General features: G+C 70.3%; 30 protein-coding genes and 4 pseudogenes. 26 read left to right on the top strand and 8 right to left on the bottom strand.

Annotated elements, in window-relative coordinates:
• Positions 1 to 22: 22 nt before the first annotated feature.
• The 7 genes from ACZ6ZI_RS36190 to ACZ6ZI_RS36160 all read left to right on the top strand — a co-directional run bounded on the left by ACZ6ZI_RS36190 (position 23) and on the right by ACZ6ZI_RS36160 (position 8020).
• The gene (locus ACZ6ZI_RS36190; protein ID WP_469528419.1) at positions 23 to 1840 is read left to right on the top strand and encodes a DUF2637 domain-containing protein; all 1818 of its coding nucleotides are present in this window, start codon (positions 23 to 25) and stop codon (positions 1838 to 1840) included.
• 113 nt (positions 1841 to 1953) lie between these two features.
• Complete coding sequence (locus tag ACZ6ZI_RS36185) at positions 1954 to 2433, top strand: hypothetical protein (protein ID WP_469528416.1); 480 nt, start codon at positions 1954 to 1956, stop codon at positions 2431 to 2433.
• Complete coding sequence (locus ACZ6ZI_RS36180) at positions 2430 to 2738, top strand: hypothetical protein (RefSeq protein ID WP_469528413.1); 309 nt, start codon at positions 2430 to 2432, stop codon at positions 2736 to 2738. Before ACZ6ZI_RS36185 ends, ACZ6ZI_RS36180 begins: the two co-directional genes overlap by 4 nt.
• Positions 2739 to 2867: 129 nt before the next feature.
• The gene (locus ACZ6ZI_RS36175) at positions 2868 to 5081 is read left to right on the top strand and encodes an ATP/GTP-binding protein (RefSeq protein WP_469528411.1); all 2214 of its coding nucleotides are present in this window, start codon (positions 2868 to 2870) and stop codon (positions 5079 to 5081) included.
• Between the two features lie 22 nt (positions 5082 to 5103).
• Positions 5104 to 5523 carry a conjugal transfer protein TraB gene (locus ACZ6ZI_RS36170; RefSeq protein ID WP_469528409.1) on the top strand — a complete coding sequence of 140 codons (420 nt, stop codon included), beginning with the start codon at positions 5104 to 5106 and terminating at the stop codon, positions 5521 to 5523.
• Between the two features lie 83 nt (positions 5524 to 5606).
• Positions 5607 to 7748 (top strand): chromosome segregation protein ParM, encoded by a 2142-nt coding sequence (locus ACZ6ZI_RS36165; RefSeq protein WP_469528407.1) that lies wholly within the window; start codon positions 5607 to 5609, stop codon positions 7746 to 7748.
• A gap of 83 nt (positions 7749 to 7831) precedes the next feature.
• On the top strand, positions 7832 to 8020 hold the full coding sequence (locus ACZ6ZI_RS36160) for a hypothetical protein (RefSeq protein WP_469528405.1): 189 nt from the start codon (positions 7832 to 7834) through the stop codon (positions 8018 to 8020).
• Here the strand turns inward: ACZ6ZI_RS36160 and ACZ6ZI_RS36155 are convergent, their stop codons facing one another.
• On the bottom strand, positions 8021 to 8182 hold the full coding sequence (locus ACZ6ZI_RS36155; protein ID WP_164496596.1) for a hypothetical protein: 162 nt from the start codon (positions 8180 to 8182) through the stop codon (positions 8021 to 8023).
• Between the two features lie 230 nt (positions 8183 to 8412).
• Here ACZ6ZI_RS36155 and ACZ6ZI_RS36150 point away from each other — a divergent pair, with 230 nt between their 5' ends.
• From ACZ6ZI_RS36150 to ACZ6ZI_RS36080, 15 genes and pseudogenes are all read left to right on the top strand, one after another.
• The gene (locus ACZ6ZI_RS36150; protein ID WP_469528616.1) at positions 8413 to 8904 is read left to right on the top strand and encodes a hypothetical protein; all 492 of its coding nucleotides are present in this window, start codon (positions 8413 to 8415) and stop codon (positions 8902 to 8904) included.
• A gap of 39 nt (positions 8905 to 8943) precedes the next feature.
• Entirely contained in the window at positions 8944 to 9738 is a 795-nt protein-coding gene (locus ACZ6ZI_RS36145) for a hypothetical protein (RefSeq protein WP_469528402.1), read from the top strand.
• Positions 9739 to 9999: 261 nt separating this feature from the next.
• Positions 10000 to 10320 (top strand): annotated as a pseudogene (locus ACZ6ZI_RS36140) (RRQRL motif-containing zinc-binding protein); the annotation flags it as partial.
• Between the two features lie 50 nt (positions 10321 to 10370).
• Positions 10371 to 10538 (top strand): pRL2-8, encoded by a 168-nt coding sequence (locus ACZ6ZI_RS36135; RefSeq protein WP_376022158.1) that lies wholly within the window; start codon positions 10371 to 10373, stop codon positions 10536 to 10538.
• A gap of 83 nt (positions 10539 to 10621) precedes the next feature.
• A pseudogene (locus tag ACZ6ZI_RS36130) lies at positions 10622 to 10771 on the top strand (AAA family ATPase); the annotation flags it as partial.
• Between the two features lie 84 nt (positions 10772 to 10855).
• A complete protein-coding gene (locus ACZ6ZI_RS36125; protein WP_469528398.1) occupies positions 10856 to 11575 on the top strand; it encodes a hypothetical protein in 720 nt (239 codons plus the stop codon).
• Between the two features lie 175 nt (positions 11576 to 11750).
• Positions 11751 to 12398, top strand: coding sequence for a hypothetical protein (locus tag ACZ6ZI_RS36120; protein WP_469528395.1), 648 nt, complete (start codon positions 11751 to 11753; stop codon positions 12396 to 12398).
• Between the two features lie 236 nt (positions 12399 to 12634).
• Positions 12635 to 12973 carry a hypothetical protein gene (locus tag ACZ6ZI_RS36115; protein ID WP_469528393.1) on the top strand — a complete coding sequence of 113 codons (339 nt, stop codon included), beginning with the start codon at positions 12635 to 12637 and terminating at the stop codon, positions 12971 to 12973.
• A 98-nt stretch (positions 12974 to 13071) separates the two neighbouring features.
• Positions 13072 to 13374, top strand: coding sequence for a hypothetical protein (locus tag ACZ6ZI_RS36110; RefSeq protein ID WP_469528391.1), 303 nt, complete (start codon positions 13072 to 13074; stop codon positions 13372 to 13374).
• 91 nt (positions 13375 to 13465) lie between these two features.
• Positions 13466 to 13666 (top strand): hypothetical protein, encoded by a 201-nt coding sequence (locus ACZ6ZI_RS36105; RefSeq protein WP_469528388.1) that lies wholly within the window; start codon positions 13466 to 13468, stop codon positions 13664 to 13666.
• Complete coding sequence (locus ACZ6ZI_RS36100; protein ID WP_469528386.1) at positions 13663 to 14151, top strand: hypothetical protein; 489 nt, start codon at positions 13663 to 13665, stop codon at positions 14149 to 14151. The genes ACZ6ZI_RS36105 and ACZ6ZI_RS36100 overlap by 4 nt, the downstream gene beginning before the upstream one ends.
• On the top strand, positions 14148 to 14327 hold the full coding sequence (locus tag ACZ6ZI_RS36095) for a hypothetical protein (RefSeq protein WP_469528384.1): 180 nt from the start codon (positions 14148 to 14150) through the stop codon (positions 14325 to 14327). Before ACZ6ZI_RS36100 ends, ACZ6ZI_RS36095 begins: the two co-directional genes overlap by 4 nt.
• Positions 14328 to 14340: 13 nt before the next feature.
• Complete coding sequence (locus ACZ6ZI_RS36090; protein ID WP_469528382.1) at positions 14341 to 14760, top strand: NUDIX domain-containing protein; 420 nt, start codon at positions 14341 to 14343, stop codon at positions 14758 to 14760.
• A gap of 108 nt (positions 14761 to 14868) precedes the next feature.
• Positions 14869 to 15249, top strand: a complete 381-nt coding sequence (locus ACZ6ZI_RS36085; RefSeq protein ID WP_469528381.1) for an HIT family protein — start codon at positions 14869 to 14871, stop codon at positions 15247 to 15249.
• The gene (locus tag ACZ6ZI_RS36080; RefSeq protein ID WP_469528378.1) at positions 15246 to 15752 is read left to right on the top strand and encodes a nucleoside 2-deoxyribosyltransferase domain-containing protein; all 507 of its coding nucleotides are present in this window, start codon (positions 15246 to 15248) and stop codon (positions 15750 to 15752) included. Before ACZ6ZI_RS36085 ends, ACZ6ZI_RS36080 begins: the two co-directional genes overlap by 4 nt.
• A gap of 391 nt (positions 15753 to 16143) precedes the next feature.
• Here ACZ6ZI_RS36080 and ACZ6ZI_RS36075 read toward each other — a convergent pair whose 3' ends face one another.
• On the bottom strand, positions 16144 to 17145 hold the full coding sequence (locus ACZ6ZI_RS36075) for a ParB/RepB/Spo0J family partition protein (protein ID WP_469528376.1): 1002 nt from the start codon (positions 17143 to 17145) through the stop codon (positions 16144 to 16146).
• Positions 17142 to 18191 carry a ParA family protein gene (locus tag ACZ6ZI_RS36070; RefSeq protein WP_469528375.1) on the bottom strand — a complete coding sequence of 350 codons (1050 nt, stop codon included), beginning with the start codon at positions 18189 to 18191 and terminating at the stop codon, positions 17142 to 17144. Before ACZ6ZI_RS36070 ends, ACZ6ZI_RS36075 begins: the two co-directional genes overlap by 4 nt.
• A gap of 328 nt (positions 18192 to 18519) precedes the next feature.
• Between ACZ6ZI_RS36070 and ACZ6ZI_RS36065 the strand changes: the two genes are divergently transcribed.
• Complete coding sequence (locus ACZ6ZI_RS36065; RefSeq protein ID WP_469528372.1) at positions 18520 to 19101, top strand: restriction endonuclease; 582 nt, start codon at positions 18520 to 18522, stop codon at positions 19099 to 19101.
• Positions 19102 to 19155: 54 nt separating this feature from the next.
• Here the strand turns inward: ACZ6ZI_RS36065 and ACZ6ZI_RS36060 are convergent, their stop codons facing one another.
• From ACZ6ZI_RS36060 to ACZ6ZI_RS36050, 3 genes are all read right to left on the bottom strand, one after another.
• Positions 19156 to 19470 carry a trypco2 family protein gene (locus ACZ6ZI_RS36060; protein WP_469528371.1) on the bottom strand — a complete coding sequence of 105 codons (315 nt, stop codon included), beginning with the start codon at positions 19468 to 19470 and terminating at the stop codon, positions 19156 to 19158.
• Between the two features lie 124 nt (positions 19471 to 19594).
• A complete protein-coding gene (locus ACZ6ZI_RS36055) occupies positions 19595 to 19768 on the bottom strand; it encodes a hypothetical protein (protein ID WP_469528368.1) in 174 nt (57 codons plus the stop codon).
• 214 nt (positions 19769 to 19982) lie between these two features.
• Positions 19983 to 20183 carry a hypothetical protein gene (locus ACZ6ZI_RS36050; protein WP_469528365.1) on the bottom strand — a complete coding sequence of 67 codons (201 nt, stop codon included), beginning with the start codon at positions 20181 to 20183 and terminating at the stop codon, positions 19983 to 19985.
• 219 nt (positions 20184 to 20402) lie between these two features.
• On the opposite strand from ACZ6ZI_RS36050, the pseudogene ACZ6ZI_RS36045 reads away from it, so the two are divergent.
• Positions 20403 to 20605, top strand: a pseudogene (locus tag ACZ6ZI_RS36045) (relaxase domain-containing protein); the annotation flags it as partial.
• Between the two features lie 24 nt (positions 20606 to 20629).
• Here ACZ6ZI_RS36045 and ACZ6ZI_RS36040 read toward each other — a convergent pair.
• Positions 20630 to 21127, bottom strand: a pseudogene (locus tag ACZ6ZI_RS36040) (DinB/UmuC family translesion DNA polymerase); the annotation flags it as partial.
• Positions 21128 to 21631: 504 nt separating this feature from the next.
• On the opposite strand from ACZ6ZI_RS36040, the gene ACZ6ZI_RS36035 reads away from it, so the two are divergent.
• Both ACZ6ZI_RS36035 and ACZ6ZI_RS36030 read left to right on the top strand, forming a co-directional pair.
• Complete coding sequence (locus ACZ6ZI_RS36035) at positions 21632 to 21997, top strand: DUF6233 domain-containing protein (RefSeq protein ID WP_469528362.1); 366 nt, start codon at positions 21632 to 21634, stop codon at positions 21995 to 21997.
• A 178-nt stretch (positions 21998 to 22175) separates the two neighbouring features.
• A complete protein-coding gene (locus tag ACZ6ZI_RS36030) occupies positions 22176 to 24755 on the top strand; it encodes a DEAD/DEAH box helicase (RefSeq protein WP_469528361.1) in 2580 nt (859 codons plus the stop codon).
• Between the two features lie 373 nt (positions 24756 to 25128).
• On the opposite strand, the gene ACZ6ZI_RS36025 is transcribed toward ACZ6ZI_RS36030, so the two are convergent.
• Positions 25129 to 26436: an AlbA family DNA-binding domain-containing protein gene (locus ACZ6ZI_RS36025; RefSeq protein ID WP_469528358.1), complete on the bottom strand. Its 1308-nt coding sequence runs from the start codon at positions 26434 to 26436 to the stop codon at positions 25129 to 25131.
• Between the last annotated feature and the right edge of the window lie 422 nt (positions 26437 to 26858).

The following is a 26858-nucleotide window of genomic DNA, read 5'->3' as shown; positions in this document are numbered from 1 at the left end:
ACGACCCCTCTCGGAGGCCCCCATGACGCTCACCGACATGCCGCAGACCGCGGCTCCCGACACCCCCGTTTCGCGCCCGCCGGGTCGCGCTTCGGACGCGCCCGAGAAGGTTTCGGGTACGGCCCGGGGCGTTTCGGGGCCGTACAAGCGGAAGACGATCAAGCCCACCCGCGACCGGCTGATGACCGCGCTGTCGCTCGTCGCTGCGGTCGGCGGAACGCTGGTCGGCGTCATCGGCTTCGCGATGTCCTACAGCACCCTGGCCAAGGTCGCTCTGAGCTGGGGATTCAGCCCGGAACTGGCCCCGTGGTTCCCGGTCGGCGTCGACGCCAGCATCATCGCGTTCCTCGCGCTCGACCTGTACCTGATCCGCAAGAACACCGCGTGGCCGCTCCTGCGGATGGCCGCGCACGCGATGACCGGCGCGACGATCTGGTTCAACGCCAGCTCACAGGGCCAGATCGCCTCCGACCCGGTGCAGGCTGCCAGCCATGGCGTCATGCCGGTGCTGTTCGTGATCGGCGTGGAGGCCGCCCGCCGCCTGATCATCCAGAAGGCCCGGCTCGAGGCCGGTACGGTCGCCGACCGGATCCCGCTGCACCGCTGGCTCCTCTCTCCGGTCGCCACCCCGCGGTTCTACCGACGAATGCGGCTGCACAACGTCACCTGCTACCCGGAGATGATCCGGCGCCAGCAGGAGCTCATCGCCTACGAGCAGTGGCTCAAGCGCAAGTACAAGGGCGACATCTCCAAGGCCACCGAGGACGAGCTCCTGCCGATGAAGATGGCCCCTTACGGCTACACCGTCGCCCAGGCCTTGGCCATGCCCGACGACCAGGAGCGGGCGGCCCAAGAGCGCACGGCGGAGGCCGAGCGGCGGCGCCTGGAGGCGGAGACCCGCAGCGAGGTCGCCAAGGCCAAGGCGGAGGCAGAGCGGCTGCGGGCCAAGGGCGAGGTGGACCTGGTCCAGGCGGAGGTCGAGGGCCAGACCGGGCAGGCCCGAGCCCACGCCCGAGCCCAGGTCAGCGCCGCAGAACGGGCTGCCGAGCTGGAGCTGGAGGCCCTGGACAAGGCCGTGGTCGCTGAGGCCCGCGCCCGCGAGGCCGAGGCGGAGCGCCTGGAGGCCGAGGAGCGCAAGGCGGCGGCCGAGGCGGACCTGGCGAAGGCGGAGCTCGAGCGGAAGGCGGCCGAGCAGCGCAGGGTGGCGGCGGAGGCGGACAAGGTCGCGGCGGCGGAGGCCGGCGCGATCGAGACCGAGCGGATCGCCCAGGCGCGCAAGGCGGCGGCTGCCGCCGACCTGGAGGCGGCCGAGCTGGAGCGTCAGGCGGCGCAGAAGCGGAAGGAAGCGGCGGAGGCCGACCGGGTCGCCGCGGCGGAGGCGCAGGCCATCGAGACCCAGACCATCGCCGAGGCCCGCGAGGCCGCTGCCGAAGCGGACCGGCGTGCTGCCGAAACGGAGAAGGCCGTTGCCGAAACGCGGCGCGCCGCCGCCGAAGTCGACCGTAAGAAGGCGGAGGAGGACGGCCGCCGGGAGGCCGCTCTCGCTGACGCCGCGCGCTTGCGTGAGGTTGCTGCCGAAGCGGACCGGCGTGCTGCCGAAACGCGGCGGGCCGCCGCCGAAATCGAGCGGCGCGCGGTCGAAGCCGAGGACATCGCGAAGCTCTCCCCGCGCGAGCGGGCGGTCCGCAAGGTCGCCCGGCTGATCCTCGGGAAGGCGGCCAGCGTCGCGGGCAACCTGCCGCTCTCCGACATCCAGGGCGCGCTCGAAGTGTCGACCGGCACGGCCTCGGAGTACCGCCAGGAGGCGGCCGAGCTGCTCGCCGGCGGCTACCGCCCCTGATCCACCGTCCGGCACACACCAGTGAGGGCCAGCCCGCGGGATTCGGGCTGGCCCTCGCTGCGACTGCCGGAAGCAGTCACAACCCCATCAGTACACCAGGAGGGAACCCCGCCGTGAACAGCAACAACGCCCCGAACCACTCCCCTCTGCGCGACGTCGCGCAGAGCCCGGAGGCAACCGCCCGGTACCTGGCCGACGTTCAGCGGGTCCTGCTGGACATCGGCAAGAACCTGGAGACCCTCGCGCTCGAGACCCGAGTGCACCTGCGCGGCACGAACGTGGAGGGCGACCGCTGGTACCACGCCAGGCTGCGCGCGATGCCGGTGGAGAAGGCCCTCGGGCAGGTTCTCAGGAACCTGAACAACCTGGCCGAGGGCCTGGAAAAGAGCGCCTACAAGCGCCGCGCCCACGACGAGGCCGTGGTGAATACGGCCAAGGACAGGAAGGAAAAGGAGCTGGAAAAACAGCGAAAGAAGAACCCGCCGGCCCTTCAGGCCGCCCCGAACTCGCCGCAACAGGGTGCGCAGAGCGAGAATTCCGGCTATGGTGTCCCCACGTCGATTTACGACCTCGGTAAGAGGGAGTCGGCGTGACGCGCCCCCTCAGCAGCATCGAACGCTCCATTCAAGGGCGGAACGGCTGGCTGCAGGAAGAAGAGCGCAAGGCGATCGAAAGTCGCGGAGAGACCGGCCGGATGGAATTCTGGCTCCGAGTCACCCGGACTGAAATCTTCAGGGAAGTCAAAGCCGGTCGCGGCGATGTCCTCACCGCTTTCACGCTGGTCTGCCGCCTCTTCAAGCTGGTGCTGGAGAAGCGGCAGGCGGGCGACCCGCGGCTGTTCGACCACCTCATGCAGTACGCGGACACCGTCCTGAAGCAGCACGGCTCGCGTAACTGAGCGTCGCCCACGAAGGCCCCGCCGGGCTCCGGCGGGGCCTCGCGCGCGTGAAGCGTGCACACGTGCACGTGCACGCGCGTGCACACGAGACCCCACTGTCTGTCAAGTCCCCAGGAAGGGAGGTGCCCCGTGTCCGACGAGTCCGACGACCCCGCCGGCGGGACGCTGGTCCACGGCCCGTGGAGCGGCGATTCCACCTACACGCTGCCGCCGATCCCGGATTTCATCGACACCATTCCGCCACCGGAAGAAGTCCCGGAGGCTCCCCCGGAGGCCCCGGCGGAAACGACCATGCAGCTACCGGCGATCCCGGCCGCTCCGGACCCGGCATCGGCATTGCGTTCCGAAGGAACTGCCGCACCGAAACCCGTGGAAGGCGGCGGAAATCGCGAGGCGGGCGATTATGTCCAGTCGCGGTCTCTAGCCGATCGTCTCGGTGACTGGTTGGAATTCCGGCTTGAAAAGGCGCGGTCCGACCATGAAGGCGAAATGCCTTTTCGTGAGGCTGAGATAGCACGGAAGGCGGCCCTGCTTGAGGGTCGCACCGCGCAGGAAGTCGCGATGATGGAGCAGAACGGAAAACTCCACGCCGCGATGATGAAAGCCAAGGGAGACAAGGCGGCGGCGCGTGGAAAGGCCGACGCCGACCGCGCGAAGTCGTCCGGCTCCGGCCTGGGGGCGGACAAGGGCCGCTCGAAGGCTGGCGGCGGGGGCGGGTCCTCGCGCGGCGGAGGCGGCACGGGTGCGTCCCGCACCAACTCCGGTGGCGGGCCGAACCGGTCCGGGTCCTCGCGCGGCTCCAACTCCTCTGGCACCGGAGGGCGTTCGGGCTCGGGAGCGACCGGGGGTGGCGGAAGCGGCAAGGGCGGCGCGAAGGGCTCCGAACGGGGCCCTGGCGGCCGCGCAGCCGTGTCCGGGCGCAACGGGTCGTCCAGGGGGCCGAAAGGCTCTCAGGCGGGCTCTGGCAGCTTGGGTAGGGGCGGCGACTCGAAGGGCGAGCGCGGTCCGGCGTCCAGTGCCCGCGCCGAGCGGGCCCGCGGCCGCCAGGACCGCGCCGGTACCCGGCAGGCCGGGCGGCAGGAACGGCGCACCGTCGGGCACGCCGCCGGTGTCGCCGACCGGTCCAAGGACCGTGACCAGGCCCGCGCCCAGAAACAGCAGGCGTGGGAGGACCGCCGGGACAGGAAGGCGCAGCGGGCTGAGGCACGGAAGGCGAAGCGGGAAGCCGCGGCGTCGGCCGACCCCGGCCGCACCACGCTGGGCCAGGCCCTCGGCGAGGAAGCCCAACGCCGCTGGGACAAGCGCCGCGCCGACGGGAAGGCCGCCGCCGACGCGAAGGACGCCAAGGGCGCAAAGGCGGCCGGCACCGAGAAGGGTGACCCGACCAAGGACAAGGACAAAGACAAGACCAAGGGTGCCGACGGCAAGGACTCCGAGACCGGCAAGGAGGCCCCCGGCGGGGCATCCGGCGGCGCGAAGGACGGCACGGCGGGTGATGCGCCGGGCGCCAGCTCAACGGCCGGTGACGGGGCGTCTGGCGGTGGGAAGCGACGGTGGTTCCGGCGTCGGCGCTCCGCCGGTACGGGCGGGGCCGGGCGGCGCGGACGCACCCGCAGGACCGGTCGCACCGGCCGGACGGGGCGCGGTCGTACGGGTCGCGCCGGTCGGCGCGGCCGCCGGGCGGACAGTCCGTTCGGCGCGGAGGACTCCACCCCGACGGTGGAGTGGCCCGACCACCCCAGCCGCCCGCCTCGCACCGACGGCACGAGCGGTGAGGACGACATCGTCGACGCGGACATCGTCCCCGACACCCCTGCGGCCGTCACAACCGGCGTGCGGGGTCTGCCGCCCGGGCCGGACAAGCACACCGCCCGGCCCGGAACCACCAGGCCGACCGGCACGGAAGGGAGCAGCATGGGCAGCTCGGAGGTACGCGGGCCGTTCGGTGGGGGCGGCCTCGCCGCAGAGCACCGCACGGACATCACGTTCGACGAGTACCTGGTGGAGATGGCGAACATCGCCATCAAGGGAGCCTTCGACCAGGAGCGCGCCGAGGCCCTGATGGAGGCCCTCGGCAAGGTCGCCGAAGTCCTGCGGGAGATGGCCGCCGACCTGGTCGGCGACCACAACATCGACACGGCCGTGACCGACCTGATCGCGGATTTGGCCGACTCCGCGGCCCGCATGAAGTCGCAGGCCGAACGCTGCGCCGAGCAGTGCGGCATCGCCAAGGAGGCCGCCAAGCTCGCGGCCACGATGGTCGCCCGCGTCTACGGCGAGGACATGGCCGCCAAGGAAGACGCCGGCCTCAAGCACGCCTCGGCCGCTGTCCACCACAACTAGAGACCCTGGAGGAGATCCGCCGATGAGCAGCGACCTCGCGCCCCGCCCCGGTGGTACGGCGCCCGCCGTGGCCGATGGCGACAACCGGTACAAGGCCGTGCAGGCCAAGCTGGACAAGCTCGGCAAGGCCATGGACGACGCCACCCTCGAGCTGGAGGGGCTGCAGCGCAGCATGCGGGCCAACGCCGCCCACACCGACGACGTCGCCACCGACATCGAGAACGCCGGCCTGGACCCGAGGTTCGTCGCCCTCACCGCGAACGTGGCCACCGCCCTGGTCGGCGCGGCCCGGGAGGTCCGCAAGCTGTCCGACACCGCCCAGGAGACCGCCGACCTCACCCACGAGACCCGGCGGACCCACTCCAAGCTCTACGGCGCGCTGGACGACATCCGCTCCAACCGTCCCGAGAAGACGCCCAGGCCCGGGTTCTTCAACCGCTGACCCCTGCTCCCCCACCCACCCCCGCCACGGGCGGCCCCGCACACCAGCGGGGCCGCCCGTCCCGTTTCCCGAAGGAGAAGCTGGTGACCGCGCCGCGCAGCGTCGCCCTTGAACGCCTCGCCTACACCCTCGCCGCGCCCGTGCTGGCCGTGGCCCCGAACCTCTACGCCGACAGCCCCGTCCACCAAGTCGTGCAGCTCGCCGGCGCCGCCGGGATCGGCGGCTGGATCCTCGCCGCCAAGAGCGACGAGCCCGGCGCCGGACGCAAGATCCTGCGCTGGTCCCCCCTCGTGCTGGCCGCCGCCATCGACATCGCGGCCAAGAACACCACCGGCTGGGGCCCGTACGGGCTGGACGCGCTGCTTGCTGCCGGATGGGCGGCGGCCGGATACCTGGTGATGCCGTTCTCCCGGCACGCCCGCCGACGCCACCGCCCCGCCCTCGCCGCCCCCGCCCCGCAGCCGGCCCCCGCCCAAGTCCCCGCGCCGGCAGCCCCGGCGGTGGTGGACGACGGCGCGGACCTGCTCACCCGCGAGGTGCGGATGATGTGGGAGAACGCCGGGATGCCCGGCCGCACCAACGTCGTCAAGGCCACAAGGCACCTCGGGCAGCGGCACGACATGACGATCCTGCTGCGCGCCTCGGAGACCGGACGGCCGATCACCGGCCTGTCCGAGGACGCGGTCGCCGCCCCGTTCGGAGTCCCGTCCAGCGACGTCGTCCTGTCGGAGGTTGCCATCCAGCCCGGCCGCCAAGGCGGTCCCGGTTGGCTGGAGGCCCGCATCACCCCCGACGCCAACCAACGCCGCCGCACCAAGCCGACCGACGCCGAGCGCTGGACGGACCGGGTCGCCGGGCCCAAGGGCGGTGCCCCCGGCTCCGAGCTGGTCCACAAGACCAGCGACGACGAACGCGGCGTCACCTTCTACCGGGCGAAGATGGCCGACTCCACCGAGACGCCGCGCATCGACCTGGCCAAGGTCTGCCGCGGCCTGGGCCTGCCCGAGGACGACTCCTGCGTGTTCGTCCTCATCGACGGCAACGAGTTCCTGATCAGCGCGTTCGACACCCCGCCGCTGTCGCAGATCTTCCCCGCCACCCGCGAGCTCCTCACCCCGGACGCCAAGGGCATGTACGTGTGTGGGTACACCATCACCGGGCAGCCGGTGAAGAACATGGTCTTCCAGCACGACAAGAACGCCGCGCGGCACGGGCTGATCCTGGGCGTGTCCCGGTCCGGGAAGACGCAGTTCTTCGCCATCGACATGGCCGCCATGTCGCTGGCCGGTCAGGTGGTGTGGCTGTCCACCGTCCGCAAGGACGAGAAGACCACCGTCCTGGGCCGCTACATCGACCGGCAGGGCTCCAACGCCCTGTGGATGGCCCGCTCCCTGCGGGCGGCGAAGGCGCTGTGCGAGATCAGGGCGGACATGCCCTGGCCGCACGACGGGCAGCCCCACGACTACAAGCCGGGCGACCCGCGCTGCCCCTACCGGCAGCTGAACGTCTTCGCGGACGAATTCATGACCGCGGCGCAGGACGCGGAGTTCGGCGAGTTCATCCAGACCGACGGCGACGACCTCACCGTCACCGGGCTGAAGTACGGCATCGGCCTCAACCCGGCCGGCCAGAGCCCGTTCGCGCACAACGGGTTCTCCACCGAGATGAAGGACAACCTGCGGCAGAACTCCCGGCCCACGATCTTCAACATGGGCTCGCCCGGCGCCACCCGCAAGGCCGCCGAAGGCACGATGGAGAACCCGTACGACGTCCCGACCATCCCCGCCCGCTACTCCCGCACCGAGGGCTCCGCGATCGAGCGGGCCATGCGCGGCGAGGCCGACCCGGAGAACGGCGTCTCCACCGGCGGCGTCGCGGTCATCGTCCTCGACAACGGCCGCGCCGTCCTGATGCGGTCGCTGTACGCGGACTTCGACACCGACCTGTCCGAGCTGTTCCCCGACGAGGTTAACCGGCTCACCGACCACGAGATCGGCGAGCTGGAGAAGCGCGGCCTGTGGTTCGACTGGAACGAGCCCGTACGCCCCGGCGAGTTCTGGCCCGAGCCCGACGAGGACGACGACGGCGACGGCAAGCCCCGTCGGCGCGGCGGCGGAGGCGGCAAGGGCGGCGGCCGCGGCTCCAAGGGCGGCAGTAGCCGTTCCGAGAAGGTCGCCTCGCCCCGCCAGGCGCTGGAGGCCATCAAGAGCCTCACTGACGCCTGACCCACCCCGCCCATCCCCGGGGCCGGCCCGCGCCCGAGCGCGGCCGGCTCCACCCGACCCTTCGTGAAGGAGGACCACCCGCCGTGGCTCTCTCCATCTCGGCCACCGTGCTGCTGGCCATCATCGTCGTCGTCCTGGTCAAGGGCGGCTACGTCCGCGTCGGCTCCGCGCTGGTCTGCATGCTGTTCGGCTTCACCCTCGCCGCGACCGGCCTGGCCCCGGCCATCAACAGCGGCCTCGCCGCGCTCGCCGGACTGGTCTCCAGCTTCTGACTACGCCTCGGTCCACGGCGGGTCGGGCGTGTAGTTGAGGCCGTCGCAGAAGCGGCAGTCCCACTCCGATGGGATCTCCCACTTGTCGACCCACCAGCCGACCTGTCGCCCGACGAAGTAGTTGTCACCCCCGCACCACCCGCAGTCGAAGACGAACTCCACCTCACACCCCTCCCCTCGCGCCTGCTGGTCCGAGGATGCCCGGGGCGCGTGTGCGGTCACTACCCACCCGCCAGCCACAACTCTCCTGCTACGCAACGCCGAATGGCGTCGCCGGACACGCACCCCCGGCGGCGCCCTCCGACGTCGCGCACCCGCTCCCCCACCGCGCCCTCCCAGCCCGCCACGGCCAGGAGGGCGCTCCCCCTTACCGCGTGATCGGAGAACCCCTGATGGACCCCCTGCACACCCAGTCCGGCATGCCCGAGTCCGAGGCCGCGGCCGAAGCCCGCCGCCTGATCGACGACTGGGCGGCCCGGCCCGTACCCCACCACCCCACCTCGTTCCGCGACTACACCGAGCCGCCGGCCTTCGGCACCGCCCCGCCGGTGAAGCAGCCCGACCACCGGATCGTCCCGGCCTGGGCGGCCGGGATCGCGGTCGCGAGCATCGGCGTCGGCGCCGGGGTCACCGGCATCGGCTGCGGGGCTTGGCTTGTGCTCCAGGGCCTGTCCTCCGTCACCCTCACCGGCGTCCTGATGGCGACCCTGCCCTTCGCGGCCATCGCGACGGTCGCCACCGCCATCGGCGGCGCGATCAGCAAGGCCCGCGCGGCCGTCACCAAGAACGTCTTTCAGGGCCCGGTCACCCACCACACCGAGATTCACAACAACAGCACCACCCGCGGCGCCTTCTTCGCCCGCACCCGCAACGAGATCCACTGACCCACCCACCAGCCCTTCTGCACAAGGAGCAGCCACGCCATGCCCAACAACGACAAGCCGGTCAACGGCCCCGACAACCCGTCCTTCCTCGACCTGCTCAACCAGCTGCCACAGCAGCCGGCCCCCGAACTGCACGGTCAGCACGGCACCAGCCTGCGGGCCAGGCTGCGCGCCGCGTGGAAGGAGTCGTGGGAGGAGGGCGGCTTCCTCTACCAGCGCTGGGAGGAGGTCCTCCAGGCCCGGCGCGGCAGCTGGCACGAGGCCGCGACCTGGATCAAGATGAGCCTCCTGCTCGGCGGGCTCAGCCTCATCGTGCTGATGCTGGACGCCGCCGCAGACGTCGTCTCCGGCGTGCTCAAGGGCCTGTCCGACCTGCCCGCCACCCACGGCGGCGACGGCAGCGGCCTGTGGGACACGGTCGCCCACCCCGTCCGCGTCTTCCTCGCCGACCAGGCCGCGCACCTGGCCCTCGCCCCGGCCGCTCTGTACGGCTTCTGGCAGCTGACCGGCCTGCTCGGCCTGGTCGGCGGGTTCTTCGGCAACGCCGGAGCCCGCATCGCCTGGCTGCTCTTCGGGATTGGCAGCCTCGCCATGATCTGGTCCGCCGCCCCGACCGGAGGCCGCGCCGCCGCCACCGGCCTGGCCGCCCTCATGTGGGCGCTCGCCAGCATCTTCGCCCTGCGCGGCCTGACCCTGCGGCCCATCGTCCACAACCACCCGCCCCAGTTCCAGCCCCAGTTCACCCCCGCGCTCCACCTCCACGCCACACTGCCCGCCCCCACCCCGGCCGGCGACGACCTCGGCCCCGACAACGTCCACCCACTCAAGCGCTGACCCCGGTCGCTCCGCCTGGTCCTCGCCCACCCGCTCTTGGGTGGGCGAGGGCTGGGCAGGCCGGCCGGCCACCTCGCACCGCGCCCCGCCGACACCAGCACGACGTCGGCGGGGCGCGGTGCTTGATGTCCACCGACACCTGGAGGAGCCGCTCGTGCTCATTCCCCGCCCACGCCGCCGGATCGGCCGGCCCCGCCCCCAGCGCTCCGGCCCCCGCTACCCGCACCGCCCCGCCCGGCTTCCCGGCGCCTGGAGCCGGTAATGCCCCGCACGCGCCGCAAGCGGCGTCGCGAGCTCAAGCGCGTGCCCCGGTCCGAGTCGACGCTGCCGGAGCATGACCGCAGAGCCATCCCCGAGGGCCTTCTCACCCGGCGCCAGTTACGGGACCAGGGACTCAGCCCCGGCAGGCACGACCCGGTCGCGGTCCTGCGCTGCAAGTACTGCGCCTACCGGCCCGACCAGTCCTGCAACCACCCCACCCGGGGCTGGCTCTACGACACGAGCCTCGCCCGGCCCAAGCGGGTCCCCACGCTCGCCCAGGAGTGGGCGCTGGACCGCGCGATGGCCGCCCGGCAGACCTGCCCCGGGCCCGCCGGTGACCGGCACCCTTCGTTTCCGAAAGGACAGCTGAGATGGCGAGCCCGAAGGCCACGAACCCGCCCCGGAACGAGTGCACGCAGTGCTGGTTCCACGCCTACGCCAGCCGCGAAGCGCACGCCGGACTTGGCCCGCGTGAGGACTGCCCGCAGTGCGTGGACCACATGAAGAACGGCCACCCTGCCCACATGATCGTCCGCTGATGGCCGCCGCCGCCCTGCTCACCGACCACGCGGTCCAGCGCCTGACCGGGGCCGCCCGCACCACTCACCCGCAAGGAGTTCGCATGACGTCATCGACCTTCCCGGACCTGCCGGAGAGCTGCCTGGTGGTCCTGATTGGGGCCAGCGGCGCAGGTAAGTCGACGCTGGCGGCCACCTGGCCCGCCTCCCAGGTCCTCTCCCTTGATGCGCTGCGCGAGACGGTCAGCGACGACTTCTCTGTCAAGTTCAGCGTGTTGAGAGCCTGCCTTTGATGGACGGGCGGCTCGACGCTTCGGCGGGGGACTACTCTCCGGCGTATGACGGAGGGGTTCAACGTTGCTGCCGAGCTGGCGGCTGTTCCGGATCGGGCGGATGCCTGGAGATTCATCAAGGGATTCGTTGCGCACTGGCGCAAGCCGGTCCGGGCTGGCGACGGCTGCGAGTTCGAGGAGCTCACCGAGGCGGAGTGGCGACTGGGATCGCCGCTGCCGACGGCCTTGTGGGAGGCGTATGGGCTGTTCGGACGGCGTGCGGACCTGACCAGTGTTCAGGACTCTCTGCTTTCCTTGGATCACCTTTATGTTGACGATGGCGCTCTGGTGTTCCGGCTGGAGAACCAAGCGGTCGCCGAGTGGGCCATCAGGCAGGAGCACCTGGAAGACGACGACCCGCCCGTGGTCTTCCGGCGCAGGGACAGCGATTCGGATCCCTGGATGCCTTTCCTCGACCGGTTTTCCACCGCCTGCATCGAGATGGTGCTCTCCGAGTCCCTCTTCGCTCACGATGAGACGCGCGCGGACAACCGGCCCCTCGAAGAGTCAGAGAGCATCGAGGCGCCGCCCGGATTCCAGCGTCTAGGCTTGCCCGACTACCCGATGTGGGCTGTCGAGGGATGCGTGATCCGATGGTTCGCCTCGCCTGAAGGGCTGCTGCGGGAGGACGGCAACGAGTGGCTTTGGGCCCTGGCCCGTACTGCTCCCGCGCTGGATCTACTACGCGGTTCTCTCCCCGGTGACTGGATTGGCCAGCCATCGTGACAACTCAGTCCTTGGCCGGGCGTCGCGTCAGCCGTCGACTCATGACCGGCACCGCCCCGGACGCCTGCTGCGGCACCCCCGCCTGCTGCTCCCGAGGAGCAGGCCATCGACTCCTCGCAGACCCCGGCCGAGGCGAAGACGGCCGCCGGGTGCGCCTGCGGCAGAGCGGCACAGTATGCCCGCCGTCGCGGTCATGGTCTCCACCCCGGCCTCGGTGTGCGTGGAGCGCCAGGGCCCGCGGCCCGCCAACCGGACCGTGCCCGACGACACCGTCCGCGCGCAGCACACGGCGATGGTCCGCTCCCACCCGAAGCTGTTGGCCGAGGGCTTCAACGAGGTCTTCTTCTCCGACAGCCTGTGCCAGCTGCAGCCCTACCTTCAGCGGCTGGGCGATGCCCGGGAGGCCGACCTCGGGCTGGACGGCGGCGATGGCCTGGGCGAGATGGTGCTCGTCCGCCGGGTGTTCGGCGCCGAGGTTCTCCCGCTGTGGCGTTGGAAGCCCGGCTCGAAGGCCGCCGGTGGAGACCGCGTTGCGGAGTTCCGCCTCGGCCAGCAGTACCTCACCCTCGCGTTCCGGCCGAACGTCGACGGGCAGGGGGACTACGGCTTCGACGTCGCGCTGCCCTGCCCCCACGACGACGAATGCACCGGCTGGGCCTGGGCGCCCGCGTTCAGCGTCACCTGCCTCGCCCGCGCCTTGGCGGGCGAGCTGGATGACAGCGAGGACATCGTCTGCGCCGTCCACGGCCTCAACACCGGCCACGACCAGGACGACGAGCACGACGGCCAGGAGCAGCCGTACGCCGAGGCGGTTCGCGCGTGAGCCGGGCCGCCGACGGCCCGCACCCGCACCCGCACCCGCTCACCCCGGCCGACCTCCCGGCCGGGGACGAGTGGCTGTCGGGCTGAGGGGAGTGCCACCTCCCGATCCAGGGCGGCGCCGCGGGCCTCGCCGCGCACCGCCGCACGATGCACGACCCCCGCCGCGACCACGGCGACCGCCGCATCCCCATCACGGTCCGCCTCGACCTCGGCTTCTGACCCGAAGGAGATCCGTCCATGACCATGACCGAAACCGCCCGCGCGTACTACGACGCCCACACCCAGGCCCTGCGCGAGCACGGCGCGATGAACGCCGCCTGCCTGTGGCCGCGCCAGGCGCTGCAGTACACCACCGTCAACGGCGCCAGGTTCCTGCCGTTCCCGTCCCGACTACCCGCCCGGTCCGTGGCCCCGGCCGTCCGCTCCGCGCTGAAGAAGCACCTGGTGCACGAGTACGACATCGCCGCCCGCGACGGCTCCCCGCTGTACATCGTCTACATCCGCCACGCCCTCGGCACCTGGTCCGGCGGCGAGGACGTCATCGACGTCTACGAGGTCCCGGCCGCGGTTGAGTGATGGTCCTCCGTGCCGCCCCGCCCCCAGCCGACACCGGCCGGGGCCGGGGCGGTCGCGGTGGTCCCTCACCACTGCGAGCACGAGAGGAGCTGGACGTCATGGCCAAGGACTACTTCGAGGTGGACGTCCCCATACGGAACACCGAATCGCCGGGCCTGCGCGGCGTGCACGTCTTCACCGGCCAGGCCGACAGCGGCACCGCCGCCATCAAGGCCGCCCACGAGGTCTACGACGCGGCCCGCGCCGCGGCGGCGGCCGGTCGAGAGATCCCCCACGGGCGCCCGGACGGCTGGGGCGCCTGCGGATACCGGCCCGGCTGGGAGCTCGACTGGCCCGCCGCGAAGGCCGGCCTCTGGAAGAGCCCGTACAGCTGGCTCACCCGCCGGCCCTTCGAGCTGTAGCTCTGCCCCGGGACAGACGCACATCGGCGTCCAAACCAACGCGCCTGCCCCGGGCCTTCCCTCCCGTACGAGACGAGACGGAGACCCCAGTATGTCGTCCCACCGCGACGTCGACCACGCACTCGCCTACCCCGAACCGCCGGCCTCGCCGCTCTGGCACCGCCACGGCCCCAAGGCCCGGCCGATCACCACCAGCCAGCAGCAGCGCAACTGCGAGCTGCTGCTCCGCGCGCAGTACACCCCCCGATCCCGTACCCCGCGCACCACCAAGGCCCGGACGGAGGCCCGATGATGGCCGGTCCCCAGCCCCACCTCGCCATAGACGGCTACGTCGACGCCATCCCGGCGCCGGGCACCAACTGGGGCACCGCCGTCTTCGACCTCATCCACTCCCCCACCAACGCGGACCAGCTCGACCCCGACACCCCGGACACCGTGTACGCCTGCACCACCGCCGACCCGCGCATCACCGACGTGCTGCTGCGCGAGATCCAGCCCGGCGACTTCCTCCGCGTCACCGGCACCCTCATCCAGCCCACCACCGAGGGCACCCCGGCCCGGCTCACCGTCGACGCCCTGGAGGTGCTGAACGCCGCGCCGGCCCCCGTGCTGCACGACCTCGTCCTCGAGCGCTGGGGCAACTACGCGACCGTCTTCAACGCCGACCGCGACAGCGTCCCGGTGTTCACCGTGGACGGGAAGTGGATCGGCGAGGCCCCCACCCCCGACGCCATCCTCGACCTGATCGACGCCTTCGAGAACGGCACCGCGCGATGACGACCACGCTGCCCGCGCAGCGCACCGTCCTGGAGCGGTTCCCCGCCGGCCACCCCCGCGGCTCCTGGCCCGCCGACGAATACGCCGCCGCCCAGCGCGCCCAGGGCACCGACGCCCGCGTCGTCATGGACCTCACCAGCGACCAGTTCCTCGTCATCACCGACCCCACCCACTAGCCGAGAGGCGAACATGCCCAAGACCAACGAGACCGTCCAATACACCGCCGACGTGGTCGCCCTGACCCGCAGCGGCCACGTCCTGCTGATCGAACGGGGCTGGCCGCCCCACGAAGGCGCCTGGGCGCTGCCCGGCGGCTATGTCGAGCCCGGGGAGGCGCCGTTCGTGGCTGCGGCCCGCGAGCTCGCCGAGGAGACCGGCCTCGACGTGCCGGTCGGCACCCTGCACCAGATCGGCGTGTGGGACCAGCCCGACCGGGACCCGCGCGGCGCCTTCGTCACCTTCGCTTATATGGCCATCGTCCCCGCGGGCACAACGGTCACCGCCGGGGATGACGCCCGAGATGCCCGCTGGTGGCCGCTGAACGACCTGCCGGAGCTGGCGTTCGACCACGCCGACATCATCAACGCGGCCGTCACCCCCACCTCCTGACACGGCACCACCCGAAGCGCCGCGCACGACCTTCCCCGGCCGCGCGCGGCGCTTCGCCATTCCCGCCCTTCCTCACCCGCGACCGTCGACCGGACCAAGGAGTCCGCCATGGAAACCTGCGCCTTCTGCGCCATCGCCGCTGGGGAAGCCCCGGCTGAAATCGTCCGAGAGTGGCCCGACGCCCTCGCGATCCGCCCCCGCAGCAGCGGCGTGAACGAGGGGCACGTCTTCGTACTGCCCCGGGTTCACGTCCAGGACGTCGGTACCGACTTGGAGGTGACCGTCGCCGTGATGCGCCGGGCCGCCGAGCTGATGGCCGAGCTCCCCGCCGCGAACCTGATCACGTCGAAGGGAGAAGCGGCGACTCAGTCGGTCTTCCACCTCCACGTCCACGTGGTGCCCCGTGAGGCCGGCGACGGCCTGCCCCTGCCCTGGACCCCGCAGCACGCCGCCCGCGCCGCCGCCGCGCAGAACGGAGCCGCCTCGTGAACGGCCCCACCAACCTGGTCATGGCCCGCGAGCCCATCCCGTCCGGGCCGTCCGTCTTCCTCGCCGGCCCCACCCCCGACAAGAGCAACCCCGTCCCGTCCTGGAGGCCCGACGCCCTGCGGGCGCTCGCCGAGCAGTGGACCAGCCGCCAGACGCTGACCGTCCTGAGCCCCGAATCCCGCAACAGCGACCGCGCCGACCGCTACGAAACCCAGGTCGACTGGGAGACCGACGCCCGCGCCCAGGCCACGGCGATCCTCTTCTGGATCCCCCGCGACCTGAAGACGCTCCCGGCCATGACCACCAACGTCGAGTTCGGCCTCGACGTCGGCACCGGCCGAGCGGTGCTGGGCTGCCCGCCCGACTGCCCCAACCCCGAACGCAACCGGTACCTCATCTACGTCGCCCGCCGCCACGGCGTACCGGTCCGCACCACCCTCACCGACACCGTCACCGCCGCCCTCACCCTCGTCTCCACCGCCCACCCCGAGCAGATCCGATGAGCCGCCGCCTGTTCCGGCGCTGCGCCACACCCTGACCCTGAGGACCAGGTCGTCGTTGCCCGGTTCCGCACGATGCTCGCCGCCGTACGCTCCTCGGAGCCGTGGACGCCCGGCAGCGGTCAGGATGTGACAGGCGTTCCCAAGACCTGGGCGTACTGACAGCCGAAGGCCCGGCTCCCCCGCAATCATCTGCGGGGGAGCCGGGCCTTCTTGCGTTTCAGGGCCGGCGCCACCCTTAACCGGGTTAAGGGTGGTACCTGTCTGTGCACCCTCAGCCTGGCACGGTGGACAGGCCTCATGTGGTTGCGGGACCGTGGCCCTTAACCCGGTTAAGGGCCACCGAGGTGCTCTTGTACTGGTTCGGGAGCCAGGGCTGCAGCCCTGATCGGTACTACCCTTCTCCGCGGTCGATCAGCTGCATGATCAGCTTCACCCGCTTCGGGGGTGTCATCCGCGTCATGATCAGAGAGAAGAGCTGATCCGGGTCGTCCCAGGGGACCGATTCGACGGTCAGCATCTCCGGAGCCGGCGCCACAGGCGCATCCCCCGTCTGCTCGCGGTCCTCGGCTCGTCCGGCAGCAGTGTCGGCGGCCTTAACCGGGTTAAGGGGTTGAGCCGATGTCTGGGCCGGGACCTTGGCGGCCGCAGCCTCGGCCGAGGCGGTGCCAGGCTTGGCACGAGGCGTCTTAACCCGGTTAAGGGCAATGGCTGCCTCAGCCTGCTGCTCGTCCGGCGACATGCGTCCGATTCGGCGGGCGACCTTCACGGTCAGTTCCCCCGACTCGACCTTGTCCTGCAGGTCCTCGGTCAGCCCCAAGAGGGCAAGGCGCTGCGAGACCCATGCCCCGGACTTGCCGAGCCGCTTTGCCACCTTCTCCTGCGAGCCGTGCTTGGCAAGCAGTTCCTGGATGGTGCGAGCCTGATCCAGGGGGGCGACATCGACACGGTGCACGTTCGCGATGAGCGCCGACTCGAGGATGTCCACCGCCGAGGACGCCAAGGCGTCATTCACGTCGATGCGGAGCTCGGCCAAGCCGGCGATACGGGCCGCGGCCAGGCGGCGGTTTCCGTCGACGACGACGTACGAGGCGTCACCGATGACCTCCGCCTGATCCGTATGCACGGTCAGGAAGGCGGCCGTGCGCACCACCGCGATGGGCTGCAGTTGTCCACGCTCGCGCAGCGACTCCGCTGTTTCCTCGAGGTCGGTGAGTTCCTCGCGCGGGTTGAAGGGATTGTGCGCGAGGTCCGACAGGGGCACGGCGGCCGGGGGGCGCTTGCCTTCACCGGAGATGATCTGCTGGCGTGTGCGGACCCGACGGGGGGCTGCGTCGGCCGTCTCCTCGTCGTTGACGCTGAAGCCACGCGTCACTCGCTGCGTAGGGGGAGTCATACGGCCAGCTCCTTTGCCAGATCGCGCATCACCTGGGCGTGTTCGCTGTCGGGTGCGTACTCCAGCAGGGGAATCTCACCATCCGCGGCTTCGCGACCCTCCTTCAAATCACCGATCACGGCCAGGACACCCGGAGAGCTGCTCTGCTCCCACTGCTCCTTGTTCTCCTTGACGAGCTTTCCGCGTCGGCTGTCGTACGCGTTGACGATCAGGCCCAGGTAGTCGACCTGGATGCGGCCCTTTCGACAGAGGTCTTCCAACTGTGCCTTCAACAGTCGGAACGCCCTGTGCGAGGCCCGGTTGGCCCAGACGGGCGTGATGACGCCGGACCGGTCGGCCAGTTCACCTTCGCGCCGGCGTACGTAGTACAGCGCGGTGTCCATGTTGAGACCCAGGCTGGGAGGGCCGTCGATGATGATGACGTCGTAGTCCGCCTCCAGCGGTTCAAGGGCCCGCTCCAGCGCTGCTTCGGAGAAGCTGACCTTGGAGAGGGCGACGTCGCGCAGGAACGCGTCGTCGGAGGCGGGGAGCAGGTGGAGTCGTTCGCCGAACCGTTCGCCGTCCAGGGCGACCAGCAGGTCGCGGATGTCGCCGCGGGCGGTGCCGTCCATGTGCATCATCAGGGTTTCGACGCCGTCCTCGTACATGAGGTCTTCGAAGCCCAGCTCGGCCGTCAGGTGCCCCTGAGGGTCGTAGTCGACGATCAGGACCCGGTGGCCGGCTTCGGCCAGGGCCTGGGCGATCCCTGAGGAGATGAACGTCTTTCCGACGCCGCCCTTCTGGTTGGCCACTATGACCCGCGTGACGGGCTGAGCGACCAAAGGCGCTGTGGGGGAGGGGTGGTTGTCGAGCCAGAGCGTCAGAGCCTGGGCAAGGCCCTGAACGTAGGTCACACCGCGCTCGCTGCAAGCCGACTTGAACCTGTCCGGCTCGCCGACGGGCAGGAAGGTGCCCCACGTCTTCGCACCATCGGTCTTGACCTCGGCGAGGACCTCGGCCGAGTACCAGGCGTTGATCGCGTGCTCGGCCGCGTCCTGGATGTCCATTCCATGCTCAAAGGCACGGATTTTGAGGTGTCTGCGCAACTGGGGTGTGAGAGCAGTAATTAGCTTCTCTCGCTCCCCTCGGGGACTAGGGATGCTCATGTGGCCGAACATTACTAGGTCCGAGGTCGATAGGGATGGATGCACTCCGGTTCTCGACGAAGTTGAAGGCAACGCGCGGCGCATCGTGGCCCCTTAACCCGGTTAAGGGGCCACGGCCCCCGCCTGCATCGACAGTCGACAGTCCAGGCGTTGTCCGCACCCGGGATAGAGGGCGCCTCGGCTGGGGAGCTGTACCGCTGGCGGACAGCTGACTACGGGAGGGGAGAGCATGGGGACAGGCGCGGTGGTGCTGTTGTTGTTAGCCGTCCTGGCTGTGGGGGGCTTGGTGGGGGTCCTGGTTCGGTCTGGGCGCCGCGAAGCCGAAGCGGAGAAGGCACGGCTCGCAGAGCAGGCGAGGATTCAGGCCGTGCGGTCGATGGAGGCGGTCTGGGCGATGGACCCGCTGCAGTTCGAGGAATACGTCGCGGAACTGTGCCGCCGGGACGGATGCAGCGAGGTGCGGCGTGTGGGTGCGGCGAACGACCTGGGCGCCGACGTGATCGCCTGGCTGCCGGACGGCCGGAAGCTCGTGGTGCAGTGCAAGCGCTACGCGAAACACCGCACAGTCGGTAGCCCGGATCTCCAGAAGTTCAACGGCACCGCCCGCAGCGAACACGGAGCGGACGTCCCGCTCTTCGTCGCCTCGTGCAAGTTCACCAAGCAGGCGCGAGCCTTCGCAGCCCGCCACGGTCTGGTCCTCGTGGACGTTGACCTGCTTGGTTTCTGGAACAGCGGAACAGCCTTGTCCGCGCTCCTGGACCTGGACATCGGCCGGTCCGGCACCAACCGGAAACTGGCCCCGGACAACTGAGTTCTGACGCGCTTGACCCTCGGCGGGATCTACGTGCACGCCCTTTGCTACGTGTCAGGCCCCCGTCGGATCGAGGTTGTGAGAGTTCATGGAGACCTTGATCCGATGCGTGGTCTCGTGAGCTTGGCTTCTCTTCCCCTCGGCGGACGCTTCCGCGCTGAACCAGGGCAGCACCCAGACCTTTGCCTTCGCTCCGCCGCTGGCAGAGGCTTCGCGTGACACTGCGAGCGTCAGCTCGATCTCAACCGTGCCAACGTAGAGGCCAAATGCTCCGTCAGGGTCTGCCAGAGCCTTCTCCTGTGCTCTGAGGAGGTCCCGACCCACAGCCTCGATCACGTCATCGAGCCCCAGCCCTGGTTCCGAATCCATGTGGCCACAGTAGGAGCCGCTGGCGTTCCTGGCGTGAGCTCGTAAGCCATATGAGTGGCCTGCGAGCGCACGAACCCACGTGGGACCTCCCCGCAAGTTGGTGCTTCTCGCGCAGGTTCGGGTCCTACCACGTCCAGGATTTCGCGAACCCGCGCGTTTCGCGGAGGCCGGCGCGGAAGCGGCCGGTGCGCAGGTCCTCGACGAAGGCGGCCACGGTCTGGCGGAAGCGGGGGCGCTGCTCGGGGGTGAGGCGTTCCAGGTCGGCGGCGAAGCGGGGCAGGGCCTCGTACGTGGGCACGGTGAACTCCTCCAGGAAGCACGAAGCCCCCGGCCGGTGGCCGGGGGCGAGGGTGGCTGTTCGTGTTGAAGGGCGTCGGTGACGTCTTCTGCTCAGCGGTGTCGGTTGGTTCGGGCTGTCGTGCGCTGGGGTGTGCTCGATGAGGCTCGATTGGGCTGGAGCGGGTCTTCGTGGGTGCGGCGTTGGCCGTGGCGCAGTAATCGCACGGCCGGTGTCAGCTCTCGTAGCGGTCGCGCATCTTGTCGGACCACTGCTGTGCGCGAGTCATGTCGCTGGCGCAGCTGGTGCAGTGGGGCACCGTGTCGATTCGGGTGGGGTACGCCGTGTTCGACGAGCGGACGACGGCGGTGGTGCGCAGCGTGAGGGGGCGGCGGCACAGCGGGCAGAGGTCTCCGTGGAGCAGTTCGTGATTCATACGGCGGACTGTGCACACACGCGTGGTTTACCGTCTCGGGGTGCCGGGGCGGCCCGCCTGGCGGGCGGTTCGGCAAAGACTTGCTGATGGCCTCCCGCCCGGTGGGAAGGACCCCGGTTCGCGCTTTCGCGTAGGTCAGGGGCGGGTTTCCATGACCCGGTGATCAGCAAATCGGAGGTCCGTCCGGGAGACGGCGTGCGGTACCTGCTCCGCGGCGTGATGGTCGGTGACGGCCGGCGTCCTGCGGGCAGCTCGCTGCGGCCGCGCAGGAGGATGCCGGTGTCCCGCCCGGTGTGTGGAAGGGACGGGGCCTGGCCGCGGTCGGCCTGGCGGCCGGGGACGTGGTGACCGAGCGGCAGGCCGAACTCCTCCTCGGCGAGGGCCGGCACCCCGACGCCGACCGGCTCGAACGGGCCCTCCTGGCAGAGGTCGTACGCGGTGTCGCGGAGGTCCTCGGTGTGCCCGCTCGGGCCGCCGGGCAGCTGACGGCTTCGGTGGACCTGGGACCGGTCGGCCAGGGTGACGGTCATCGTGACCGTCCTCGCCGCCTGGCGCCGGGTCCGCAGTCGGTCGCCGAGCTCGACAGCCAGCGACAGCAGCGCGGCATGGACCGCCTCGGGGGAGAGGGTGTCGAGGGCGAACCGGCGCTGCGCGGCCGTGCTGTGCGGGAGCTCGGTCGGCACCACCACCCGGCGGTCGATGCCGCGGGCCACTTCGCGCAGCTGCCGCCCCGCCCGCCCGCCGAGGACCCGCTGCACGGTCGCTTCCGGCAGCTGCGCCAGCAGACCGATCGTGTGCACTCCGAACTGGACCAGGCGCTGCTCCTGGGTGCGCCCGATGCCGTAGAGATCCCCGACCGGCCGGTGGTTCAGGAACGCGGCCACCTGCTCCGGCGCGGCCCCGACGGCGACCAACCCGGTGCGCAGGGCGTCCCGGGAGGCCATCGCGGCCACCGACCAGGTGGGGCCGATGCCGATCACCACCGGCAGCCCGTACAGCGCCATGGCCCGGGTCCTGATCATCAGCCCGAGCTCGGCCGGGTCCCGGTCGAAGAAGCGGATGCTCCCCGACACGTCGGCCACGAGCACCGATGGCGGGACCGCCTGGACCACGGGGGTCACGTCGGCCACCAGGCCGAGGAGCAGCCGGTAGATCACCGGGTCCACGTCCACGGGGCAGCGCAGATGCAGGATGGAGGAGCCGGCGCCTGCCGGTTCCCTCTGCTCGTCGTCCACGGCGACACCTCCCACAGCCACCGTATCGAAAACTTATTCGAACAGGCACGTCGGAAAGCGGAGCGAGAGATTCGAACAGGGATACGATGCTGAGGTGGTCTACAGAACCCTGCCCTGCCTGTGCCCCGGACGCACCCAGGGCCGCACAGAGCCGGCGGCCGCGGGGACCGGCATCCCCGCGGAAGGCCTCCGGCCCCACGGAGAGGCGTAGCGATGCCCGCCGGACGCGACCTGGACTGGCTCCTGCCGCCCGACGTCGAGCGACTGCGGACGCTGGAGCGCTGGTGCCTGATGCTGCTGGAGCTGATCCGCGGCCGCATCGCCGAGATCGAACGCCGGGACCGCGTCACCGAAGCCGCCCGCAACGGGCCGGCCGTCACCCCGCTCAACGAATGGAAGCTGGAGCACCCCATCGGCAGGGGAGGGCGCATGCTCATCCACACCGCAGACTGCCGCCTCGCCTCCGGCCGGACACGGCCCACCACCCGCGAGCAGGCACTCGACGCCCTCCGCCAGCCCCAGGTCGAAACCTGCTCGATCTGCCCCGCCGCCCAAGAACTCGGCATCACCGAGCCCTGAGCCCGAATCTCCTGTTCCGCCGACGGCCGAGTGAGGCGCGACTACGATCACTGCGTCGAAGAGCGGAATGTACGCGTCGGCATCCGACGCCGAGAGGGTCAGCGTGGACGACAACAAGCAGCCAGTCCGTTTCCGGCAGCGTACGAAGCAAGTGACAGCGCCGCCGACACCGGAGGCATTGTTCGGGGTCCTCCCACGCACGACCAACGGCCACGGCGCGCTGTGGTCCCATCAGGCCGACATGCTGCGCGCCTACGTCGCGCCCGAACTCGTGGACAAGCCGGACGTCGCCCTGGAGCTTCCGACCGGCTCGGGCAAGACGTTGGTCGGACTGCTCCTCGCGGACTGGAGGCGGCGCCGCTTCAAGCACCGTTCGGTGTACGCCTGCCCGACCAAGCAGCTCGCCCACCAGGTCTGGGTAGCCGCCCGGGCCCAGGGAGTACCCGCCGCCCTGTTCGTCGGCAAGCGCCGCGACTTCTCCGACCAGGACCTCGCCCGCTACGAAGGCGCCGATGCCGTGGCGATCACGGTCTACAGCCACGTGTTCAACACCAACTCGGCCTTCCCGGACGCGCAGAGCCTACTGTTCGACGACGCGCACGCCGCAGAGAACTACGTCGCAGAAGCTTGGGCGGTGGACATCCCCGCCTCGGACAGCCAGTTCACCTCGCTGTTGGACGTCTTCGGTGACGACCTCGACCCCCACCTGCTGGCCCGCCTGGCCGACCCCTACAGCGGTACGGAAGTGCGGCTTGTACCGGCGACCATGGTGGCCAAGCATGCCCCCGACCTGGACAAGGTCCTGTCGACCCTTTCCGGCAATGCTTCGTACCGGTTCAAGATGATCCGCCCGCACCTGCGCGCCTGCCTCTTCTACGTCAGCCCACAGCGCTGGTACATCCGGCCGATGATCTCCCCGACGTTCACCCACGACCCATTCACCAGCCCCCAGCAGCGGATCTACCTGTCCGCAACGCTCGGTGAAGGGGGCGAACTGGAGCGCGCCTTCGGCCGACTGAAGATCAGCCGGATCCCGGCGCCACCAGAGTGGGAGAACATCGGCAGTGGCCGCCGCTTCTTCGTCTTCCCCGACCTGGCTGAGTCGAACGAGGACCCGTACGGCCTCGCCGGCCTGCACACCGCAGAACCCAATGAGCTGGTCCCACCCGACACGGCCGAGCCCCCCACTCCCGGTGAGACCAAGGGCGGCCTGGTGGGCCGACTGATCGCCCTGCGCGGGAAGAGCGTCGTGCTGACTCCCGACGGGAAGTCGGCCACCATGATCGCCGACACCCTGGGCGTGCCTCACACTGAGCGATTCCAGCCCGGCGACACCGTGGACGGACTCCAACCGTTCAAGGACGCCGAACAGGGCATGCTGCTTGCCCCGAGCCGATTCGACGGCATGGACCTGCCCGACGAGTCGTGCAGCGTCATCCTCATGCACGACCTACCCGACTCCCTCCACCTCCAGGACCAGTTCCTCCAAACCCGGCTGCGCGCCGGCCGCGTCGCACAGGAGCGGGTCCGCACCCGCGTCATCCAGGGTGCCGGCCGCTGCACCCGCGGACCGCGTGACTTCGCGCTGGTCATCGTGACCGGGCGCGAACTGCAGCGCTTCCTCTCTCGTCTCGACGTCCGGGAAGGCCTGCCGCCCGAACTTCAGGCCGAAATCGCCTTCGGCCGCGACAACAGCCAAGTCCCGCCGTCGGACCTCGTCGCCCTGGCACGAAGCGCCCTGAACCGCGACGAGATCTGGCAGGAGGACGCCGAGCCCGACATCGTCGAGCGCCGCTCCGAGTGCACCAAGCAGGAGCCCGCCTACGTGACCAAGCTGTCCGGCAGCGCCGAGCACGAGGTCCTGGCCTGGCAAGCCGCCTGGCTGGAGGACTGGGATGCCGCTTCCCAGCGCGCGGTACAGGCGCTCAACCTCCTCACCGGCGAAGAACTGCGCCCGTACCAAGCGATGTGGGCCTACCTCGGCTCCGCGTGGGCCCGGCTGGCCACCGGAGCGCCAGCGGCTCCGGCGCGCGCCGAGCAACTGCTGCAACGAGCCCGCAAGGCAGCCATCGGCACCACGTGGCTGCGAGAGATCGAGGGCCAGGCGGACGTCGAGCCCGAGCTCGGCGCCGTGGACGGCGAGGCCGTGGCCGCCGTCGCCGAGGCCTACCGATCGTCCACGAAGCTCAAGACGGCGGCCAAGTACGAGGCCTTCGCCACCGAGATGCTGGCCAACCTCGGAAACCGGAACGCCACCAGGTACGAGCAGGGCCTCGTCTCCCTCGGTGAACTCCTGGGAGCCCGCTCGTTCAAGTCGTCGGACCAGGGCCGCGAGGACGCTGCCTGGCTGTGGCCCTCCTGGTGGCTGACCGTCGAGGCCAAGAGCGAGCAGAAGTCTGATGGCGGGATCAGCCTGAACGACATCCGACAGACCAACACGCACCTGCAGCAGCTCGCTGCGGATCAGCAGGTCGACGAACCGCCGGCTGGCAGCATCAGCGTCATCGCCTCCCCCAAGGGGATCGTCTCCGACGATGGGGTAGCCGGCGCCGTGCCGCACCTCTATCTCGTCTCTCCGGAGACGATCCTCGCTCTTGCCGTGCGGGCCACACAAGCTTGGACGCGGATCCGCGGCGCCGCACCGGCTGGTGTCGAAGGGGACGACCTCCTCGCCGTGGTCGCGCAGGCCCTGCGCACCAGCCGGGTGCTGCCCTCCTACGTGAAGGAGACGATGACCGCCGACCCCGTCCGCTCCTAGCGCCCCGGACACACTCGCTCCGAGGCGCGCTGCGTCAAGACGAACGCCCGGCCCTCTGAGGGTCGGGCGTTCGCGTTCCCTCCGGAGAAAGCCTGCCGCGCAGCACTACCACGGCTTGCCCAGTCCGCCGAAGCCGGCTTGCCCACCGCACCCACAGGCTTGCCCAGGACGGTGCGCCCAGGGCTTGCCCAACAGGAGGCGAGGCTTGCCCAGGGTGCAAAACACCAGTTCAGGAGGCTTGCCCACAGCACTTGGGGGCGCGGTAGGTCAGGGCGGCAGGAGGGTCAGGCAACCTGCGGGTCGTGCAGCATCGTTGCCCAGGCGGCCACGTCCTGCGGTACGCCGAATCCCATGTCCACGTTGCCGAGGAACCTTAGTCCCCAAGAATGTTCATGCCGAACTGGTGCAGCAGCCCCTCAGCAAGTTCAGTTGCCGCCGCGGCGAGCGCTTCATCGTCGATGAAGGGTGCCAGCTCTCCGTCGGCCGGTTGAACTTTCTTCGGCTGGCGTCCCCACTCAGCGATCGCCAGGCGGCCGAGCTCGACCACCACCGGAGCTAGCCGGACAGTCTTATGGGCCTCCGGGAGGATCGTGAGGACTGCGCGGAGGTCGATGGGGCTGTCTACGCGCAAGGCCTGGCGATGTTCGTGAGCCAGTGCCACGCTCTCGAAAACCGTGTTGATGAGCGCCGGGCAGGAGACGGGTAGGACGATCGACCCCGGCATGCCGTCGCTGGGGGCTTTGTGGGAGAGGTCCACCGCGGTGACGACGCTGCCGTCATGGTGCAGTTCGACGAGTATTCCTCTGCGGCCCGTGGCGCGTCCTGGAACGAGCATGTTGGTTTCCACCCAGCGGCGCAGGCCGCGGCCGGGATTGTTGTCGAGGAGGTGGGGGAAAAGCTGGGGGCCCAGAAGCCGACGCAGAGGGACCGCACGGCCGAGCGCCCCTTCTGCGCGCTTCACGCTTTGGGCTATGACGTATTTGGCTTCTTCCCTCGTCGGGGCAGGGATGCTACGGGGCAGCGGGCGGGTGGGACGTGCGACAAGGACTAGCCATGCCGCCGGGTTGTCGCTCTCTCCCGAGACAAGGTCAGTGGTGTGCTGGACGTGTTCGTCCAAAGCGGCCTCGGCAGCGTGCTGGCGGGCGAAGCGAGCCCGGTAGGCCGCAGCAACCTGGTGCTCAGGCATATACGCGGTGTCGTCGCGGTGCCGGAAGGGTGCGTTGAATGTGGTCTTGTCCTTGTCTTTCTGCTGCCACCCATACAGGAAATGCGGCGCTGTGTCACTAGCGGGCACGTCGACAACGAAGACGTCCCTGCCGCTTCCGTCGTTAGCTGGCAGTTTCAGGTAGCTCACCCCTGTCACGACGGGCTGCAGGTGGACGCGGAGCCACTGGCCCAGCTTCTTGTCGTCGATCTGGTCCAGGTCGACGCCGACCAGCTCTACGGCGTCGCTCACGCCGTAGACGAGAAGACCGCCTCGGGTGTTGGCCATGGCGGCGACATCCTTGGCGAACTCGTTCCACTCGCCCTTGACTTTGGCCTCTTCTGGGACCATCTCTTTCCAGTCCAGGTCGTCGCTCTCGGCGAGCTTGCGCTGTACGGCCTCAGCGACCATGTCGTACGTCAGCGGCCCCGGCGGGTGACCGAGGTACTCGTGCAGTCGAGTCCAGGAGCGTGTCATCCCGGCACCCTATTCGGCGAAAAGCTCCGTTGGCGGGTGCTTTCCCATCCGGCCGTGCGAACTGCCCGGCGGCCGAAGAATTCGAGGACGCCCCGGCCGGTTCCACATTCTCCGCGCCGCTCCCGGCAACCTGTCCCATGCCCGACGGCGACCACCGCGGGAACTGCGGGACGACCGTCGCGATCGGGGGCTGGATGATCGCCTCGCTCGGCCTCTCCTGCCCGGCCTGCGACGACGTGATGTCCGGCGAGCCATGCCGTCACGACTTTCGGTACCACCGTCAGCGGTAGGCAGGAGCCGGCGTGTCCGGCGCTCTGCGGAGGGTGGTGTGACGTGCAGCGATAGTTGTCACCGGTGATGCCCTCCGACCAGAGACGCTCTCGCGGGATCGCAGCGCTTTCTGTCACTGGATGCGCGTGGTA

Source organism: Streptomyces sp. NPDC103540, from assembly GCF_055584445.1.
Note: the sequence above shows the minus strand (reverse complement) of the source record. Positions and strands in the feature narration are given on the sequence as shown.